The sequence below is a fragment of the Micrococcus sp. KBS0714 genome, from assembly GCF_002008305.4.
Taxonomy (GTDB): domain Bacteria; phylum Actinomycetota; class Actinomycetes; order Actinomycetales; family Micrococcaceae; genus Micrococcus; species Micrococcus luteus.
This window is the reverse complement of the sequence record NZ_CP042169.1, coordinates 1,018,335-1,035,298: the sequence shown is the minus strand read 5'-3', so window position 1 is coordinate 1,035,298 and position 16,964 is coordinate 1,018,335. Positions and strand designations below refer to the sequence as shown.

The 16,964-nt window shown below is 72.6% G+C and carries 19 protein-coding genes, 1 tRNA gene and 1 other RNA gene; 9 read left to right on the top strand and 12 right to left on the bottom strand.

Going from position 1 to position 16,964, the window contains the following annotated elements; translation table 11 throughout:
• The first annotated feature begins 56 nt into the window (after positions 1-56).
• The 3 genes from orn (at position 57) to B1A86_RS04765 (ending at position 2,172) form a co-directional block, all read left to right on the top strand.
• Positions 57-683 carry an oligoribonuclease gene (gene orn / locus B1A86_RS04775; RefSeq protein WP_036340216.1) on the top strand — a complete coding sequence of 209 codons (627 nt, stop codon included), beginning with the start codon at positions 57-59 and terminating at the stop codon, positions 681-683.
• Positions 684-786: 103 nt separating this feature from the next.
• A tRNA-His gene (locus B1A86_RS04770) sits at positions 787-862 on the top strand.
• 119 nt (positions 863-981) lie between these two features.
• A complete protein-coding gene (locus tag B1A86_RS04765; RefSeq protein WP_078026077.1) occupies positions 982-2,172 on the top strand; it encodes a site-specific integrase in 1,191 nt (396 codons plus the stop codon).
• Positions 2,173-2,271: 99 nt separating this feature from the next.
• On the opposite strand, the gene B1A86_RS04760 is transcribed toward B1A86_RS04765, so the two are convergent.
• The 3 genes from B1A86_RS04760 to B1A86_RS04750 form a co-directional block, all read right to left on the bottom strand.
• A complete protein-coding gene (locus B1A86_RS04760; protein ID WP_010078873.1) occupies positions 2,272-2,544 on the bottom strand; it encodes a DUF3263 domain-containing protein in 273 nt (90 codons plus the stop codon).
• A gap of 40 nt (positions 2,545-2,584) precedes the next feature.
• Positions 2,585-3,160, bottom strand: a complete 576-nt coding sequence (locus B1A86_RS04755) for a hypothetical protein (RefSeq protein WP_010078874.1) — start codon at positions 3,158-3,160, stop codon at positions 2,585-2,587.
• Between the two features lie 80 nt (positions 3,161-3,240).
• Positions 3,241-3,648: an ImmA/IrrE family metallo-endopeptidase gene (locus tag B1A86_RS04750; RefSeq protein ID WP_010078875.1), complete on the bottom strand. Its 408-nt coding sequence runs from the start codon at positions 3,646-3,648 to the stop codon at positions 3,241-3,243.
• 137 nt (positions 3,649-3,785) lie between these two features.
• Here B1A86_RS04750 and B1A86_RS04745 point away from each other — a divergent pair, with 137 nt between their 5' ends.
• A complete protein-coding gene (locus B1A86_RS04745; protein WP_010078876.1) occupies positions 3,786-4,541 on the top strand; it encodes a DUF5131 family protein in 756 nt (251 codons plus the stop codon).
• Here B1A86_RS04745 and tcmP read toward each other — a convergent pair.
• A complete protein-coding gene (gene tcmP, locus B1A86_RS04740; RefSeq protein ID WP_078026076.1) occupies positions 4,513-5,721 on the bottom strand; it encodes a three-Cys-motif partner protein TcmP in 1,209 nt (402 codons plus the stop codon). The genes B1A86_RS04745 and tcmP overlap by 29 nt on opposite strands.
• Positions 5,718-6,647: a hypothetical protein gene (locus B1A86_RS11910; RefSeq protein WP_371705214.1), complete on the bottom strand. Its 930-nt coding sequence runs from the start codon at positions 6,645-6,647 to the stop codon at positions 5,718-5,720. Before B1A86_RS11910 ends, tcmP begins: the two co-directional genes overlap by 4 nt.
• 132 nt (positions 6,648-6,779) lie before the next feature.
• Here B1A86_RS11910 and B1A86_RS04725 point away from each other — a divergent pair, with 132 nt between their 5' ends.
• Entirely contained in the window at positions 6,780-7,085 is a 306-nt protein-coding gene (locus tag B1A86_RS04725) for an antibiotic biosynthesis monooxygenase (RefSeq protein WP_044659105.1), read from the top strand.
• On the opposite strand, the gene B1A86_RS04720 is transcribed toward B1A86_RS04725, so the two are convergent.
• Entirely contained in the window at positions 7,001-8,995 is a 1,995-nt protein-coding gene (locus B1A86_RS04720; RefSeq protein ID WP_240938510.1) for a cation-translocating P-type ATPase, read from the bottom strand. The two genes, B1A86_RS04725 and B1A86_RS04720, sit on opposite strands and share 85 nt — an antisense overlap.
• A gap of 32 nt (positions 8,996-9,027) precedes the next feature.
• Positions 9,028-9,255, bottom strand: a complete 228-nt coding sequence (locus B1A86_RS04715) for a heavy-metal-associated domain-containing protein (protein ID WP_078026075.1) — start codon at positions 9,253-9,255, stop codon at positions 9,028-9,030.
• A 189-nt stretch (positions 9,256-9,444) separates the two neighbouring features.
• Here B1A86_RS04715 and B1A86_RS04710 point away from each other — a divergent pair, with 189 nt between their 5' ends.
• A complete protein-coding gene (locus tag B1A86_RS04710; protein ID WP_241246559.1) occupies positions 9,445-10,119 on the top strand; it encodes a Crp/Fnr family transcriptional regulator in 675 nt (224 codons plus the stop codon).
• Positions 10,120-10,213: 94 nt separating this feature from the next.
• On the top strand, positions 10,214-10,855 hold the full coding sequence (def, locus tag B1A86_RS04705; protein ID WP_078026073.1) for a peptide deformylase: 642 nt from the start codon (positions 10,214-10,216) through the stop codon (positions 10,853-10,855).
• A gap of 82 nt (positions 10,856-10,937) precedes the next feature.
• Here the strand turns inward: def and B1A86_RS04700 are convergent, their stop codons facing one another.
• Entirely contained in the window at positions 10,938-12,383 is a 1,446-nt protein-coding gene (locus B1A86_RS04700; protein WP_010078885.1) for a glyceraldehyde-3-phosphate dehydrogenase, read from the bottom strand.
• Between the two features lie 144 nt (positions 12,384-12,527).
• Between B1A86_RS04700 and rnpB the strand changes: the two genes are divergently transcribed.
• An RNA gene (gene rnpB, locus B1A86_RS04695) (RNase P RNA component class A) lies at positions 12,528-12,907 on the top strand.
• Positions 12,908-12,928: 21 nt separating this feature from the next.
• Here the strand turns inward: rnpB and B1A86_RS04690 are convergent.
• Entirely contained in the window at positions 12,929-13,243 is a 315-nt protein-coding gene (locus tag B1A86_RS04690) for a hypothetical protein (RefSeq protein ID WP_002856827.1), read from the bottom strand.
• Between the two features lie 98 nt (positions 13,244-13,341).
• On the opposite strand from B1A86_RS04690, the gene B1A86_RS04685 reads away from it, so the two are divergent.
• Positions 13,342-14,139: a YaaA family protein gene (locus tag B1A86_RS04685; protein ID WP_078026072.1), complete on the top strand. Its 798-nt coding sequence runs from the start codon at positions 13,342-13,344 to the stop codon at positions 14,137-14,139.
• 34 nt (positions 14,140-14,173) lie between these two features.
• On the opposite strand, the gene B1A86_RS04680 is transcribed toward B1A86_RS04685, so the two are convergent.
• From B1A86_RS04680 to B1A86_RS04670, 3 genes are all read right to left on the bottom strand, one after another.
• Positions 14,174-15,163, bottom strand: a complete 990-nt coding sequence (locus tag B1A86_RS04680) for a reverse transcriptase-like protein (protein ID WP_078026071.1) — start codon at positions 15,161-15,163, stop codon at positions 14,174-14,176.
• A gap of 81 nt (positions 15,164-15,244) precedes the next feature.
• On the bottom strand, positions 15,245-15,979 hold the full coding sequence (locus tag B1A86_RS04675; RefSeq protein WP_078026070.1) for a zinc ribbon domain-containing protein: 735 nt from the start codon (positions 15,977-15,979) through the stop codon (positions 15,245-15,247).
• Positions 15,976-16,902 carry a Nif3-like dinuclear metal center hexameric protein gene (locus tag B1A86_RS04670; RefSeq protein WP_123243925.1) on the bottom strand — a complete coding sequence of 309 codons (927 nt, stop codon included), beginning with the start codon at positions 16,900-16,902 and terminating at the stop codon, positions 15,976-15,978. The genes B1A86_RS04675 and B1A86_RS04670 overlap by 4 nt, the downstream gene beginning before the upstream one ends.
• Positions 16,903-16,964: the final 62 nt, after the last annotated feature.

Here is a 16,964-nt window from a genome sequence, read left to right as displayed (position 1 = left end):
CGCGAGGGCGCGGCTCGCTCGAATCTACCATCGTGACACGCGAGTAGCCTGGGGGCATGAGCGAGACGAGCACCCCCACGCCGGAGAGCGCCCCCCTGGTCTGGATCGACTGCGAGATGACCGGCCTGCACCCCCAGGTCGACGAGCTCGTCGAGGTGGCGGTGCTCATCACGGACGCCGAGCTGAACATCCTGGACGAAGGCATCGACCTGGTGATCCGTCCCTCCGCGGCGGCCCTCGAGCAGATGGACCCGTTCGTCCGGGACATGCACACCACCTCCGGCCTGCTGCCGGAGCTGGCGGAGGGTCTCGAGCTCGACGACGCCGCAGCGCGCGTCCTCGAGTACATCGCCGCCCGCGTGCCCGCCGGCAAGGGCCTGCTGGCCGGCAACACGGTGGGCCAGGACAAGCTGTTCCTCGCCCGCTACATGCCCGCCGTCGTCGACCACCTGCACTACCGGATCGTGGACGTGTCCACCGTGAAGGAGCTGGCCCGGCGCTGGTACCCGCGCGCCTACTACCAGGCCCCCGCCAAGACCGGCGGCCACCGCGCCCTCGGGGACATCAAGGACTCCATCACCGAGCTGCGTTACTACCGGGCCGCCGTCATGGCCCCCGCCCCCGGCCCCACCACGGAGGAGGCCCGCGCCATCGCGGAGGTGGTGTCCGGGGCGCAGGCCTGAGCCGTCACCCCCGGCCTCGCCGCCCCGATTCGGCGCTGCGCGGGATCTCGTGTACTGTGGACCCCGCTGCGCCGCGCGGATCCGTCCGTGTGAGGCAGGCATGGTGGGCGTAGCTCAGTCGGCAGAGCGTCTGGTTGTGGTCCAGAAGGTCGCGGGTTCAATCCCCGTCGCTCACCCCACCGTAAGGCCCGGAATCATGCGGATGATTCCGGGCCTTATCTCGTCTTGGTAGTGCTGTTGGGTAGTGCTCGGTCCCCACGGGGTACGCACATCATCGGAGAGCACCAGGAGAGATGCGTTGGCTACCATCCAGACGCGCACGAACAAGGCCGGCCGGACCACGTACCGGGTCGGCTTCTACGAGGCCGGCCGGTTCCAGTGGCTGCCGGCCCTCGCCCGCGAGGCCGGCGCCCAGCGCGTCAAGGCGATCGTGGAGGACCCGCGGCAGGGGCCCACGGTGGCCCGCCGGATCCTCGAGGCCCAGGTGGACAGTGCCCCGGGCATGCCCACGCTCGCCGAGTTCTTCCCGCGGTACATCGAGCACCGCGGGCTCCGCTGCACCCCGGGCACCCTGGCCGGGTACGAGGCAGAGGCCGCGCGCACGTTCCTGCCCCGCCTCGGCGAGCTGCCCGTGGACATGATCGACCGCCGCACGGTGGCCGAGTGGATCCGGTGGCAGCTGCAGCAGCCCACGGCCCGCTGGCGCGCGGTCGCCGCCCGCGCCGCGGCCGCCACTCCCCCGCGGCCCGAGCCGCCGCTGGCCACGGTGTCTCCGAAGACGGTCCGCAACGCGCACGCCCTGCTCTCCGCGGTCCTCGGCCTCGCCGTCCAGGAGGGCATCCTGCCAGCCAACCCCGCGCGCGGCGCCGACCTGCCCGACGACGACGTCGAGGAGGAGCGCGGCATCTTCAGCCGAGCCGAGTGGGCGCGCTTCTACGCAGCCATATCCGAGTCGTACCAGCCGCTGCTGATCGTCCTGCTCGTCACCGGCGCCCGCTGGGGCGAGGCCACCGCCCTGCAGGTCCGCGACCTCGACGTCGCAGCCAGCGTCATCCACGTGCGCCGCGCCTGGAAGAAGGGCAAGGAGGGCGCCGTCCTCGGCGTCCCCAAGACCGCCCGCGGCCGCCGCACGATCATGCTCCCCGACTGGGCCGTCGAAACACTCGAGCCATTGGCCGCCGGCCGTGCCGCCGACGAGTTCCTCCTGACCGTCCCCGGCGGCGGCGTCATCCACCGCACGAACTTCGTCGAGCGCCACTGGAAGCCGGCGCTCGCGGCCGCCGGGATCGCCAAGCACCTGACCCCGCACAGCCTGCGGCACACGTTCGCCTCGTGGGCCCTCATGGATGGGGTCCCCGCACAGGTCGTCCAGCACCGCCTCGGTCACGAGTCGCTGCAGACCACCTCCCGCGTGTACGCGCACCTGCTGCTGGACGCCCAGCGTGCCGCGGTCGACGCGATCGGCTGGGAGCCTCCCCCCGGCGCCTGACCCCTGGCGCAGCGAGAGGCCCCGTCCAGCTGGCTGCTGGACGGGGCCTCTCTTGCGCTTCCCTTCGCGGCCTCCACGCTCCCCGAGGGGGCGGACACGTTAAGCAGCTGGCACCCGTACCGCGCGCTCGCGGGTCTGCCGAGCCTCCCGGGCCCGCCGCGTGATCACCGGGTAGGCGGCGATCGCCACCGGGTCCTCGGCGAGCGTGGCCACGCGCATCGCCAGCGCCGTGCCCTGCAACCCGACCAGATGCTCAGCGGCCCGGTCACGCGCGGCCCCGTGCCGCCACCGCCGCCCCCACAGCTGCAGCGCCATGTGGTCACGAACGGACAGGTGGCCGGCGCACGCGGGCGCCTGGGTGGTGGTGGTCATGTCGGGACGGTACGCCCGGGGGTGGACGTAGTACGTGGGATCAGCGGTCCGTGATGGTGGCCGTTCCGCGGTACTCGTCGTCGCCGGTAAAGGTCACCGAGCAGGAGTACCGGTGCCCAACCGTGCCGCCCAACGCGTTCTCCGCTTCGACCGCTCCGGTCACTGTCCATGCCTTCGGCCCCCCGGATGCCGTCTCGCGGGAGAACTTGGCGGTGCTGGGGGCGCGCAGCTTCTCCTTGACGAGGGTCTGGCAGGCAATCTTCGCGTCCCACTCCTCCGGCTCGTCAGGGCTGGCGTTGTTGAAGGCAGAGAAGATTGCCCACGCGAGCAGTGCCATCACGGCCACGAGGGGCCAGAGGCAGCCCGCGACGAGCGGGTTGCGCCCACGCTCCAGGGTGGCGGGCGTAGTGCCGCCGGCCCAGTCCTTGAGGGTGTAGCCCGCGGCGCGCAGCTTCGCGCGCACGTCCTCGTCGTTGTCCGCGGCCTTGAGCTCCCGTACGGTCTCGCCGCGCTGGTTCTTCACTGCGATGGTGCGTAGGCGTGCGATCGTCTTGCCGTCGAGCAGCTCGTCTCGCCCCTCTGACACTTCCGCCGTGTACTTGGTCGTCTTCGCCATGTCGCCCTCCTTGGTGGTGCGCCCTGCGCGGCGCGTTGCCTTGATTCTGACCTAGCCGATGGCCCCCGCCTAGCAGGCGCTCAGGCAGAGTGCTCGGTGGCCAACGCGGCGAGATGCTCCCGCTCGGTCCGGGTGAGGCCGGCCAGTCGGTCGGTAAGCACGAGCGGGGTCACCCACAGTTCGTCGGCGAGCTCGTCCAGGCTCATGGACCAAGGCAGGGCGTCGGCGAGCTGCTCGAGCGTAATCAGCTGCCGGGCCGCGGCCGCGCGTACGGCGTGCTCGACGGCCGGCGGCTGGCAGCCGCGGTGGCCGTGCTCGAGGTGCACGAGCTCGTGGGTGAGCGCGCACCGCCGCTCGGCCTGCGTCATGCGGGGGTCGAGCCAGATCACCGTCGCGCCATCGGTCGCGGCTGGCGCCGTCGGGTGTGGGCGGGCCCAGACCACGACGACGTGCGTCAGCGTGCGCAGCGCCCGCCAGGGGTGGAACATGCGACCATCGTCGTTGTGGGGACGGACACGGTATGGGTGAGCACGAGCTGGACTGTGGTGGACTGAGCGCGCCTGCGTGACAAAGGGTCGAACATCTGTTCGACTGGAGCAGGTCTTCCAGGGAAGGAGCGATCGCGATGGCGAACACCTCAGCGATTGAGTGGACCGAGGTGACGTGGAACCCCGTGACCGGTTGCGACCGCGTGGCGGCCGGCTGCGACAACTGCTACGCGCTGACCTTAGCCAAGCGGCTCAAGGCGATGGGTGCTGAGAAGTACCAGAACGATGGGAACCCGGTGACGTCCGGCCCCGGGTTTGGCGTCACCCTCCATCCGAAGGCCCTGGGCCAGCCCCGCTCGTGGAAGGCCCCGCGCGTGGTGTTCGTGAACTCCATGAGCGATCTCTTCCACGCCAAAGTTCCGTTGGGGTTCATCCGGGACATCTTCGACGTCATGCGCGAGACGCCGCAGCACACATATCAGGCGCTGACGAAGCGCTCACTGCGGATGGCCCGTCTAGCCGATCGCCTCGACTGGCCGGCCAACTTGTGGATGGGCGTCTCCGTGGAGGACGAGACTGTGACGGGCCGCATCGACCATCTCCGCGAGGTGCCGGCAGCGGTCCGGTTCCTCTCCTGCGAGCCCCTCATCGGACCCCTGCGGGATCTGGATTTGGCCGGCATCGACTGGGTCATCGCGGGCGGCGAGTCTGGTGCGAACCATCGCCCCATGGACCAGGCCTGGGTGGAGGACATCCGCGACCAATGCGTGTCTGCCGACGTGGCGTTCTTCTTCAAGCAGTGGGGTGGGCGGACGCCTAAGGCCAACGGGCGGCTCTTGGAGGGGCGCACCTGGGACGAGATGCCTACCTCCCGCGCCGCGCTGGCAGGATGACCGCGCGCCCATCCACCATGTCTTTGGTGTAGCCCTGGGCGATCCCGGCCTTCTGGAGATTCTTGATGGCCTGCCGTACCTCTGAGGCGCCTGCCGTGCCGAGGTGTTCGCCTAGCCAGTGGGGCACGTCGTCGCAGATCCGCACCGCCTGGCCTTGACCGAGGTGAGACGAGAGCCTCGTCTGGATAGCGGCGATGGCCCGGTTTCTGACGTCGGTCTGCTCTGCGACCACCTGCTGGTCGAACGTCTCCTGCAGGTCGAAGAGCGACCCCTGGGTGTCGTTGAGCAGTCCCTGGTAGTAGTTCTCGGAGTTGACCTGCCGCCACTTCCTGTGAGCCCGAGCCGCGGCGTCAGCGAAGAGCATGGGCGCAGCGAAGTGCTGGTAGAAGAGCATCAGCGTGAAGATCGGCCCCTCAGACGGGGTCCGGCGGATTGGGACGGAGATGACGTTGTGGGCGGTCTCTCCGGTCATGCGCTGCATGTACTCGCGCGCCACGTAGGAGGCGGCTGTAGCGGCGGAGGAGCTGTCGCCACTCACGTCAGCCTGCCGCCGAGCCTCAGCGAAGACCTCCCGCCACCACGGCCCACCAAGAAAACGGTCACCGCGGAGGAGGGTGACGGTCTCGCCACTTGAGGCGGAGGCTCCCTTCCGGACGATCCCTCCGATGCGCCACACGGTGGAGAGACTGAAGTTCAAGAGGACCTCGGTCGACCGCGCTGGCCGCAGGAGCAGCTTCGAGGCGACGACGTCGTACGGCAGGGCCGTGCCGAACGGGTCGAGAAAGAACAGAGCTGGGCGGGTGCCGATGTCGTTGAGGATCGCGTCGATCTGCTCCTCCACGGCGCCGTGGTGCAGATAGACGGGACCGGCCCCCTGCCCCTGCGCGGCGACCGCGTGCCGGAGGGTCTCCGCATGAGCCCTATCTCGCTCCACGAGGTGGATGTGCATGATGCGGTTCTGCGCTGCAAGCTTGCGTGCGATGTCCACCGCGTAGAGCGGCGACCCCTTGTGCGCGTCGTCGTACTGCCCCGCGCCGGCGTAGCCATCGACATAGGCCACCTCCCGAGGGGCCTTGCTAGCAACCTTCATGGCCCACGGTGTGAGGTAGTCCTCCAGCACCTTGAGCTTGAAGACCGCGGCGGGCTGCTGCGACGTGAAGAAGTTCGTGTTGGCGCTCATGCGCCGGCCTCGTCGCCCGGGTCCTGGTTCTCTTCCCCGACGTCGCCCCACTCCCGGGCCTGCCGGTCGCGGGTCAGCTCGAAGTCGGGGTGTGCTGCCAGATCGAAGTCGGCCGGCGCGTCGGCCGCCGCGGTCTTTTGTTCAGCGCCAGCGTCACCGCCGCGCGCTCCCCCGCGCTCGGCCGTGCCGCGCTCGCGGTCCTGATCCTGGTCTGCGTGGTCGCGCTCGTCATGGTGGTCCGTCCTACGTCGGTCGAGCATGACCCGCAGGACTGCAGCGAGCAGCTCCTGGTCATACGTCGATAGGTCAGGGGATTCCTGAACGACGTCGAGGACCGACGGGTGAAGAGCCGAGTCGAGCTCCACTCCTATGGACTCCAGCGCTGCGGTGACCACGTGGGCCACGGGCGCCCTCAGCACGAGCGCGAGCATCGTGATGTTCTCGCCCTTGATCGAGGTGACCGGGGTGGACTTGAGCCGCGCGAAGCTGGCGTGGCTCATGTCGTACCCCGCGCGGTCGGCGCGGGCAGCGAGGTCGCTGAGGGACCAGCCGTTCCGCTCCTGGGCTGGGGCGATCAGTCGGCCCAGCGAGTGCATGTCGTTCATGGCGACCAATCTGCGGTGCGATGCCAAGGGGAGCAACCGACCTCGGACACCCGCTGTTGCGTGGAAGTGGACACCGAAACGGTAGCAACAAAGGGGGTGTTGTGCCGCAGGGCGGCGCGGATACGGGGCGATCAGCGCGGACCCGGTGAGGAAGAGCCGCTTGCGACCCCATCGGTCCGCGAGGTTGCCGGTGGAGAGCAACAGGGCGGCCAGCAGCACGGCATAGAGGCTGTTCACCCACTGCGCGTCAGTGAGGTCCAAGTGCAGGTCGCCGATGATGGCGAGCGGGACCGCCCGAGGTCCCACGGCGGCCGGTTCCACGGCTCAGCGTCGCAGGGACGACGCCGCCGGGCATCAACCGCTCGACGGATCCCCGGTCCGCTGCCTGGCGTAGAGTCGGCCGGTGAGGGCGTCGACCCGACGCCGCACCCCCGCCGACGAGGAGGCCAGCCCATGTCCGTCGTGAAGATCAACGCCATCAGCGTCCCCGAGGGCGCCGGCCCGGAACTCGAGAAGCGGTTCGCCGCCCGCAAGCACGCGGTGGACCAGGAGCCGGGCTTCGAGGGCTTCCAGCTGCTCCGGCCCACCGCGGGCGAGGACCGCTACTTCGTGGTCACGACGTGGGCGTCGGAGGAGGACTTCCGGCGCTGGCGGGACGGGCGCATGCCCGCCGCTCACGCCGCCGAGCAGGGCGGCCGCCCGGCGCCGGTCGCCACGGGCGCCGACCTGCTCGAGTTCGAGGTCGTGGACCTGGGCTGACCCGGGCGCCGCAGCAGGCGCATCGCGTTCACGATGACCAGCAGCACGGACGCCTCGTGCACGAGCATGCCGACGGCCATCGTGACGCCGCCGGCGAAGACGCCGGCCAGCAGGGCCACGACGGTGACGAGGGAGATCGCGATGTTCTGCCGCATCACCCGCACCGTGCGCCGGGCCAGATCGAGCGCCTGCGGCAGCCGCTCGAGCCGGTCGCCCATCAGGGCGATGTCCGCGGTCTCGATGGCCACACCGGAGCCGGCCGCGCCCATGGCCACGCCGATGTCCGCCGTCGCCAGGGCCGGGGCGTCGTTGACGCCGTCACCGACCATCGCGACGACGCGGCCCTCGGCCTGCAGGGCCTCGATCGCCTCGAGCTTGTCCTGGGGCAGCAGGCCCGCCCGCACGTCGTCGACGCCCACCTGCCGGGCCACGGCCTGCGCGACGCCGGGATGGTCGCCGGTCAGCATCACGACCTCGCGGACGCCGATCCCGTGCAGCGCCCGGATCATGCCCGCGGCCTCGGGCCGGAGGGTGTCTGCGATGGCGAGGACGCCGAGCGGGATGCCGTCGACGACGACCGCCGCCGGGGTCCGGCCCGCCTCCGCGAGCTCGGCCGCGACGGTCTCGACCCGGTCGGTCGCGGCCGGATCCACGCCGCGCTCGCGCAGCATCGCCACGTTGCCCACGGCGACGACGCGGCCGTCCACCTCTCCGGTGAGCCCGCGGCCGAGGACGACGTCCACATCCGTGGCCAGCGGGCCGTCCAGCAGGCCGCGGTCCCGGCCTGCCGCGACGATCGGCGCGGCCAGCGGGTGGTCCGAGGCCGCCTCGAGCCGTGCGGCCCAGCGCAGCACCTCGTCCTCGGCCCCGGGCTCGAACGCGACGACGTCTGTCAGCTCGGGGGTGCCCGACGTGAGGGTGCCGGTCTTGTCGACGGCGACGGCGTCGACCTTCGCGGAGCGCTCAAGGAACTCCCCTCCCTTGATGAGCACGCCGTCCTTGGCGCCGCGGCCGATCCCTGCCACGATCGCGACCGGGATGGAGATCACGAGGGCGCCCGGGCAGCCGATGACCAGCAGGGTCAGGGCCAGGGGGACGTCCCGCGTGATCAGGCCGGTAGCGAAGGCCAGCACCATGATCGCCGGGGTGTACCAGCGGGAGAAGCGGTCCATGAACTGCTGGGTCCGCGCACGGGCCTCCTGCGCCGCCTCGACGCGGTGGATGATGCGCGCCAGCGTGGTGTCGGCGCCGACGCCCCGGGCCTGCACCTGCAGCAGGCCGGCCGTGGCGACGGTGCCCGCGTACATGGCGTCACCGTCGGTCTTCTCCGCCGGGATGGACTCGCCCGTGATGGATGCCTCGTCCACGGCGCCGACCCCGGTGAGCACCACGCCGTCCACCGGCACCCGAGCGCCGGCCTTGACGAGGACGGTCGCGCCGGGGGCCACCTCGTGGGCAGGCACGGTGCGCTGGGTCCCGTCTGCGTCCACGACGACGGCGGTCTCGGGCGCCGTGGAGACGAGGTCCGCGAGCGCCGAGCGAGTCTGAGACAGGGTCGCGTCCTCGAGGGCGTGGCCGAGGGCGAAGAGGAAGGTCACCGCGGCGGCCTCCCAGAAATTGCCGAGCAGTGACGCGCCGATCGCGGCGGTGGCGACGAGCAGGTCGATGCCGACGGTCTTCACCCGCAGGGCGGCGATCGCGTCGCGCGCGATCGGCAGGCCGGCCACGACGGCGGCGGCGAGCATCAGGCCCGCCGCCACGAGGTGTCCGGTCCCGTGGGCCAGCTGCTCGGGCGCCAGCACGAGCGAGACGGCGATCAGCAGGCCGGCCACCACGGGGCGCCGCCAGCGGCGGGACAACGCGAACCGGGCACGAGGGCGGCCCGGACGTGTGACGGCGGGGGTGGACATGGCGGACTCCGTTCGTCGGGGGCGGGGCGGTGTCAGAAGGCCGACGGCCGGGCGGTGTAGCCGACCTTGGCGACGGCCTCGACGAGGTCCTGGGCAGTGGTGGTCTGCGGGTCGTGGTCGACCTCGATGCGCTGGGTCTCGAAGTGGACCTGCGCGCCGGTCACGCCGGGCAGGGCGTCGAGGGCCTTCTCGATCTTCCGGACGCACGAGGGGCAGCTGAAGCCCTCGGCGCGGAGCAGGATGTGCGTGGTGGCGGTCATGGTCACTCCTGTGGGTCGTCACCGGCGCGGCCGCCGATGAGGCTGAGCGGACGGGCGGGTGCCCGGTCCGATCCCCGGCCTCCGGGGATGTCACTGACGCTACGAAGGAGACGGCGGGCCCGCCTTGACCGCGGTCAAGCCGCCGTGTGGGAGGCTGATGGCGTGCGTATGGACCTGCCCCTCGCCCCCATGGACGAACCAGAGCCGTGCGCGGCCCGGGTCCCGCTGTTCACCGGGCTGGATCTGGAGCAGCTGCGCCGGGTCTCCGCCCTGGCGCGGCCGCTCGTGCTCGAGGCCGGCGATGCCCTGCACCTGGCCGGTGACCGCACGGACCGCCTGTGCGTCGTGCACAGCGGCCGCCTGGCGCTGACGCTCGGCTCAGCGACCGGCCGGGAACGCGTGGTGCGGATGGTCGAGCCCGGCGACTCCGTGGGCGAGCACGAGTTCCTCACGGGCGAGCCGGCCCGGCACGGGGCGCGCGCCGTGGCCGCGACCCGCCTGTGCACCTTCTCCCACGCCGAGGTCGCCCGACTCCTGGCCGAGCATCCGGGCATCGGGGGACGCGTGATGCGGACGCTGGCCGTCCGCCTGGCCGAGGCTGAACAACGGCTGGCCCGGGAGCATCAGCCTGTCACCGCGCGGATCGCCGGACATCTGCTCGGCCTGCCGGCCCTTCGGGACGAGGCCGACCTCGTCGTGGTGCTGGCCGCGCCGAAGAAGGACGTCGCCTCGCTGCTGGGCACCACCCCCGAGGCGTTCAGCCGTGGGCTGCGCCGCCTCGCCGACGACGGCCTGATCGCCATCGAGGGCCCGCGGGTGACGCTGCTGGACCCGGATGCGCTGGAGGCCCTCGCCGCGGAATGACCGCCGTCGTCGTGGTGTCCCCGGCGGTAGGCTGGGGACTCCCCCGTCCTCCTACCCACGCAGGCCCGCAGCCCGGGCCGGGAAGCGCAGTGCCATGGCCTCCATCCGTCCCGTCACCGTCTACGGCGAGCCCGTGCTGCACAGGCGCGCGGCCGAGGTGGAGGTGATCGACGACGAGATCCGCGAGCTGATCGAGGACATGTACGTCACGCAGGAAGCCGCGCACGGCGTGGGCCTGGCCGCCCCGCAGGTCGGGGTCGGGCTGCGGATCTTCACGTGGACGTTCCCGGACTCCGGCGACGCGCCGAACGTGGGCCACGTGATCAACCCCGTGCTGACCCACCTGGACAAGGCGCCGCGGGAGGAGCCGCACCCGGACGAGCACACCGAGGGCTGCCTCTCGGTGCCCGGGCTCGGCTTCCCCCTGCAGCGCCCGACCCGCGTGCGCCTGTCCGGCCAGCGCGTGGACGGCGAGATGTTCGAGTTCGAGGCCGAGGGCTGGTTCGCGCGCATCATGCAGCACGAGTACGACCACCTCAACGGCACCCTCTACGTGAACCGGCTCGAGGGCAAATGGCAGCGGCGCTGGAAGCGCGCGCAGCGGGCCGAGCGTCTGAACGTGCCCGGTGTGACGTGGCTGCCCGGCACGGACGAGGACCCCTTCGGCCACGACGCCGACGACCACGAAGACCACGAGCACGGCCCCGACGGCGACCACGGGGACGACGAGGCCTGAGCCTCGGCTCCACGTCCGACCCGGTCGGCACACGACGACGGCCCGTCCCCTCCGCGGGGACGGGCCGTCGGTCATCGGCGGGTCAGGCCTGCGGGAAGGCGGGGACCTGCTGGCCCGCCATCTTCTCCACCACGCGGATCACCTGGTGCGAGTAGCCATACTCGTTGTCGTACCAGACGTAGAGAATGGCGTTCTTGCCGTCGTTGTTCACGAGGGTCGCCAGGCCGTCCACGACGCCGGCGCGGTCCGAGCCGACGAAGTCGGTGGACACGACCTCCGGGGAGTCCACGTAGCCGACCTGGCCGCGCAGGGGGCCGGTGAGGGACTCCTGCTTCAGGCGGGCGTTGAGCTCCTCCACCGAGGTGGGCGTGGTCAGCTCCAGGTTCAGGATGGCCATGGACACGTCCGGGGTGGGGACGCGGATGGCGTTGCCGGAGAGCTTGCCCTTGAGCTCGGGCAGGGCCTTGGCCACGGCCTTGGCGGCGCCGGTCTCGGTGAGCACCATGTTCATGCCGGCGGCACGGCCACGACGGGCGCCCTTGTGGAAGTTGTCCACGAGGTTCTGGTCATTGGTGTAGGCGTGCACGGTCTCCACGTGGCCGTGGTCGATGCCGTAGTCGTCCTGGATGACCTTGAGCACCGGGGTGATGCCGTTGGTGGTGCAGGAGGCCGCCGAGACGATCGTGTCCTGGGGCGTGATGTCGTCCGAGTTCACGCCGAACACGATGTTCTTCATCTCGCCCTTGCCCGGGGCCGTCAGCAGGACCTTCGCGGCGCCCTTGGCCTGCAGGTGCTGGGACAGGCCCTCGTCGTCGCGCCAGCGACCGGTGTTGTCGACGACCAGCGCGTCCTTGATGCCGTAGGAGGTGTAGTCCACCGTGGTCGGGTCGTTCGAGTAGATGACCTGGATCTCGGTGCCGTTGGCGGTGATCACGTCGCGGTCCTCGTCCACCACGATCGTCCCGTCGAACGGGCCGTGGATCGAGTCGCGGCGCAGCAGGGAGGCGCGCTTGATCAGGTCGTCCTCCGAGTTCTTGCGCACGACGACGGCACGCAGGCGCAGCTTGGAGCCACCGCCGGCGTGGTCGAGGAGGATGCGGGCCAGCAGGCGGCCGATGCGACCGAAGCCGTAGAGCACGACGTCCTGGGTCTCGCCCAGGCCCTCACCGGCCTTGCCCTTGACCTCGGCGAGCTCGGCGTCCAGGAAGGCCTGGACGTCCTGGCCCGAGGCCTTGTGCTTGGCGGCCAGCTCGGCCAGGTCGATGGTGGCGGCGCCCAGGTCCATCGCAGCCATGGCCTCGACCAGGGGGTAGGTGGACTCGACGCTCAGCGGGGCCTCCTGCACGCGGCGGGCGTAGCGGTGGGCCTTGATGATGTCGATCACGCCGCGGTTCACGAGGGAGCGCCCGTAGATCGAGGTGACCACGTTGTGCTCGCGGTACAGGGTGCCCAGCAGGGGGACCATCTTCTCCGCGAGCTTCTGCTGCGTGTTCCACTCGGGGGTCTGGGTCGAGGCGGTGTCTGCCACGGGAGTCCTTCCTTGAAACCTGGCGGGGCCGTCCTGGGCAGGCCCCATCCCCCGACCTCGTTGTCGGCGGACTCCGCCATTCTAGGCGAGGACACGTCCGGAGCGGCCCTGCGGTCGCGACGGGGCGTACACTGGTCGGTCGGGACGGATCGGCGGACGGCCGCGTGCCCCTGCGGGGGGTGCGAGGAAAGTCCGGGCACCACAGAGCAGGATGGTGGACAACATCCACCCGGGGCGACCCGCGGGCCAGTGCCACAGAGAGAAGACCGCCTCCGCGCCGTGTGCGCGGCGGTAAGGGTGAAAGGGTGGTGTAAGAGACCACCAGCGGCCCCGGTGACGGGGCCGGCTCGGTAAACCCCATCCGGTGCAAGGCCGAACAGGACGCGTCACGAGGGCTGCTCGCCCCAGCGTCCGGGTTGGCCGCTCGAGCCCGTCAGCGATGGCGGGCCCAGATGGATGGCCGTCACCTCGCGCGGGGCAACGCGCGCGAGGCACAGAACCCGGCTTACAGCCGGTCCGTCCCGCCTCACGGCCCCCGGCTGGGGTCAGAACCCCTCGTCGTCGAGGATCCGTTCGAACTCGAGCTCCACCACGTGCTCGCGCTCCCGCTTGTCCAGCAGGCGGTACCCGTACGACTCGCCGATCGAGACGACCTTCGCCAGGCTCGGGCGTCGCCGGTCCCGCGGCCATTCGAGCGTCACCCGGTCCTGCCCCGTGAAGGTGCGCTCCCGCAGGCGCTGCTCCACGGCCGAGGCGTGCGTGCGCTCCCGCCCACTGGAGCGGATCCCGAGCCACACGGCGGCCGCGATCACGAGCAGGACGAACGGGTACACCACGCCGAACACGTTCATGGCGGTCATCGGGCGACTCCTGGGATGCGGGGCGGCTGTGCGGACCCCACCACTGTGCCAGGTCCGGACGACGACGTCGGCCCGGGGCGCCTGGCTAGGCTGGCCCGGTGCTGATCCTGCTGCCGCCCTCCGAGGGCAAGACCGCGCCCCGCTCCGGGGCCCCGCTCGACCTCGATGCCCTCGCGTTGGCCGATGACGCCGCGGTGACGGGCGCCCGCGCGGACCTGCTCACGCGGCTCGCCGCGGTCTCGGCCGCCCCGGATGCCCTGGCGGCTCTCGGCGTCGGGGCGTCGCTCACCGGCGAGGTCGAGGCGAACACGCGCCTGGCCTCGGCCCCTGCCGCGCCCGGTCACCGGGTGTTCACGGGCGTGCTCTTCGATGCGCTCGACCACGCCTCCCTGTCCGCGGCGGCGAAGCGCCGCGCCCGCGCGTCCGTGCTGGTCTTCTCCGCGCTGTTCGGCGCCACCGCGCTGGCGGACCGGATCCCCGCCTTCCGGCTGCCCGTCGGCGCGAAGCTGCCGGGGCTGCCCGGGCTGGCCGCGCACTGGCGCCCCGTCCTGACCCCCGCCCTCGACGCGCTCGCCGCACGGGACGGCGGGCCCGTCGTCGACTGCCGCTCCGGCGGCTACGCGGCCCAGTGGCGGGCACCGGCGGAGCGGACCCTCGCGGTCGACGTGTTCCAGCTGCGCGACGGCGAGCGGACCGTCGTCTCACACTTCGCCAAGCACACCCGCGGCCTCGTGGCCCGCGCGCTGCTGGAGGCGGGGGCGCGGGAGACCTCGACGCTGGAGCGCGTCGCGGACGTGGTCGCGCGGGCCGGGGACGGCCACGGCTGGGAGGTCGAGCTGGCCCGGCCGTCCGGCGCGAAGCCCGGCGCGCTGCGGGTGATCCTGCCCGAGGGGTGACCCCGGGCGAGGCGCGGTCTGCCCGGACGCGGCCTCAGTCCTCGACGGCCACCAGCTCCACCTCGAAGCCGTCCGCGGTCTCGAGGTAGGCGGCGTAGTGGTCCGGTCCCCCGGCGTGCGGGTGGCGGTCCTCGAAGAGCAGGCGGAACCCCCGGTCGCGCGCGGCGGCGGTGAGCTCGTCCACGCGGGCGCGCGATCCGGCCCGGAAGGCCAGGTGGTTCAGGCCCGGGCGGGTGCGCTCGTGGGCGCCCGCGGCGACGTCGGGCCCGGCCTCGAGCACGAGGTACTCCCCCGCCCCCTGGTACGTCCGGCCCTCGGCCCACCCCTCGCCCGGCACGTAGCCGAGCTCGCCGAACAGCCAGCCGAGGCTCGCCTCGGCCGCCGCGAGGTCGGCGACCCAGATCTCCACGTGGTGCAGCCGGCCCGTGGGCGCGGGCGCCGGGGTCGCATCCTCCGGCGAGGCGACGGCGTCGGGCCCGTCCGCCTCCACGGCCCGGACGTCCGCGTCGGCCTCGAGGCCGGACTCGGCCACCGCCGACGCGGAGGTCGTGGACGCCTTCGCGGGAGCCGCAACGGGCACCTCTGAGGCGCCGGCGTCCCACTGCTCGCCCCGCGCGCCGGCGTCCATGGCCTCGTTGGAGAGGCGGTCGGCGTCCTTGTTCCGGTTGCGCGGGATCCATTCGTAGCTGACGCGCTCGGGGGGCAGCACGGACCGGGCCTCGGCCGCGAGGCGTCGCATGTCGTCGTGCTTGATCTTCCACCGCCCGGACATCTGCTCCACCACGAGCTTGGAGTCCATCAGCACGTGCACCCGGGCCTCCGGGTCGAGGTCCCGGGCCATCCGCAGCCCGGCCACGAGCCCGGAGTACTCGGCCACGTTGTTCGACGCCTTCCCCAGCGGGGCGGCGTCGGTCCGGAGGATCTCGCCCGTGGCCGGGTCGCGCACCAGGGCACCATAGCCGGCGACGCCGGGGTTGCCCCGCGACCCGCCGTCGGCCTCCACCTGCAGGACTCGTCCGCTCACCGTGCGCCTCCTCGTGTCCGTGATCGCGCCGTCCGACGCGGCCCCCCACTCTACTGATCGCGCCGGGGGCGGGGCCCGGGGTCAGTCCCGGATGAGGATGGCGCCGGACTCGGGGCAGCGGGCGACGGCGGCCGGCGGGAGGGCCCGGATGCGCGCGACCTCCGCGGGCGACAGCTCCGTGCCCGCGGCCGCGGACCGGTTCCCGACGAGCCGGGCCGCGCCGATGCCGCCGTTGCGCTCCCGCGCCTGCTCGTACAGGGCCAGCAACGACGCGGGGAACTCCGCGGCCAACGCCGCCCGGCGCTGGATGAGGTCCCGGCCACGCTGGGTCACGGCCTGCCCCTCGCGGCGCACCTCCGCCGCGCGGGCCTCGACCTCGGCCCGCGCCCGCTCCAGGGCGGCGTGGCCCTTCGAGAGCCGGGACTCGGCGGCGTCGGTGGCCTCCATGGCCTCGAGGGCCGCGGCCTCGTGGTCATCGAGCAGTGCGGTGAGCGTGTCGTCCTCGTGCTGCATGGCCTGCAGCTCCTTGGGCCCGCCCTGGCCCGTTTCGAGCCGCTCCCGGGTCCGGTCCCGACGGGCGCGGGTGGCGGCGGCCTTCTCGGTGGCCTCGGCCCCCGCCCGGTCGGCGGTGCGGGCGGCGTCCTGCAGACCGGGCAGCGCCTCCTCGAACTCCTGCGCACGGGCGCGCAGCCGGGCGTGCTCCGGGTCCGCCTGGAGCCGATGGACGGCGGCGCGGGCCTGGTCCAGGGCCGTGTCGAGCTCCTGGAGCTCCAGCAGCCGGGCCTGGACGGCCGGCGGTGCGGTGACCTCACTCATGCGCGACTCCCCTCGTCGGCCCGCTCTCCCCCGACCAGGAAGTCCCAGGGGTCGCTGCGGTGATCTGAGAACAGGGTGGTGACGCCCAGTCCCCGCTCCACCAGGGCGGCCTCCAGGGCGCGGGCGCCGTGCTCGAGCCACAGGGACTCGCTCGCCCAGTGCGAGACGTCCACGAGCGCGGGACGCCCATCCCCCGACGCTGCCGTCTCCCGGGCCTCCGAGGCCGGGTGGTGGCGCAGATCGGCGGTCACGTAGACGTCCGCGCCGGACGCGCGGACCGCGTCGAAGAGGCTGTCTCCGGCACCGCCGCACACGGCGACGCGGCGGATGCGCTGGGCGGGGCCGCCCGCCACGCGCACGCCGCCGGCCGTGGCGGGCAGCGCCGCGTGCACGGCCCGGGCGAAGGCGGCCAGGTCGGTCTCCTCGGGCAGGTCGCCCACCCGGCCGATGCCTTCGGCCCCGGTGCCGGCGGCGGAGGCCGTCAGGGGCGAGAGCGCTCCGGTGACGCCGACGGCACGGGCCAGCACGTCCGAGACGCCGCCCACGACGGCGTCGGCGTTGGTGTGCGCGGCGAGCAGGGCGATGCGGTGCTCGATCAGGGTGTGCAGCAGGCGTCCCTTGGCGGCGGCATGCCCGACGGCGGCGACGGACGAGGTCCCGCGCAGCAGGAGCGGGTGGTGGGTGACCACGAGGTCGGCCCCGCGGGCGACGGCCTCGTCGGCCACGGCCTGCACGGGGTCCAGCGCCCACAGGACGGTCCGCACCGGCGCCTCCGGGCGCCCGGCCACCGGCCCGACGGCGTCCCACGGCTCCGCCAGTTCCCGCGGCCACAGCCCCTCGACGACCTCGAGGACCTGCCCGAGCGTCGGCGGGGCCAGGGCATGCTCCGGCGAGGCGGGGACGGCGGGACGGGACACGGTCATACCGGCCATGATGGCCCACCCGGCCCGGGCGCGCACGACCCGGCGGCCCTGGGTGAGGGCAC

Bases quoted from the DNA above. Each gene is read 5' to 3' on its own strand.
- B1A86_RS04720 (WP_240938510.1), bottom strand. From the start codon at position 8,995: ATGTCCACCCCCGCCGTCACACGTCCGGGCCGCCCTCGTGCCCGGTTC.
- orn (WP_036340216.1), top strand. From the start codon at position 57: ATGAGCGAGACGAGCACCCCCACGCCGGAGAGCGCCCCCCTGGTCTGG.
- B1A86_RS04675 (WP_078026070.1), bottom strand. From the start codon at position 15,979: ATGAGTGAGGTCACCGCACCGCCGGCCGTCCAGGCCCGGCTGCTGGAG.
- B1A86_RS04760 (WP_010078873.1), bottom strand. From the start codon at position 2,544: ATGACCACCACCACCCAGGCGCCCGCGTGCGCCGGCCACCTGTCCGTT.
- B1A86_RS04750 (WP_010078875.1), bottom strand. From the start codon at position 3,648: ATGTTCCACCCCTGGCGGGCGCTGCGCACGCTGACGCACGTCGTCGTG.
- B1A86_RS04710 (WP_241246559.1), top strand. From the start codon at position 9,445: ATGGACGAACCAGAGCCGTGCGCGGCCCGGGTCCCGCTGTTCACCGGG.
- B1A86_RS04690 (WP_002856827.1), bottom strand. From the start codon at position 13,243: ATGACCGCCATGAACGTGTTCGGCGTGGTGTACCCGTTCGTCCTGCTC.
- B1A86_RS04725 (WP_044659105.1), top strand. From the start codon at position 6,780: ATGTCCGTCGTGAAGATCAACGCCATCAGCGTCCCCGAGGGCGCCGGC.
- B1A86_RS04745 (WP_010078876.1), top strand. From the start codon at position 3,786: ATGGCGAACACCTCAGCGATTGAGTGGACCGAGGTGACGTGGAACCCC.
- def (WP_078026073.1), top strand. From the start codon at position 10,214: ATGGCCTCCATCCGTCCCGTCACCGTCTACGGCGAGCCCGTGCTGCAC.
- tcmP (WP_078026076.1), bottom strand. From the start codon at position 5,721: ATGAGCGCCAACACGAACTTCTTCACGTCGCAGCAGCCCGCCGCGGTC.
- B1A86_RS04670 (WP_123243925.1), bottom strand. From the start codon at position 16,902: ATGACCGTGTCCCGTCCCGCCGTCCCCGCCTCGCCGGAGCATGCCCTG.
- B1A86_RS04755 (WP_010078874.1), bottom strand. From the start codon at position 3,160: ATGGCGAAGACGACCAAGTACACGGCGGAAGTGTCAGAGGGGCGAGAC.
- B1A86_RS04715 (WP_078026075.1), bottom strand. From the start codon at position 9,255: ATGACCGCCACCACGCACATCCTGCTCCGCGCCGAGGGCTTCAGCTGC.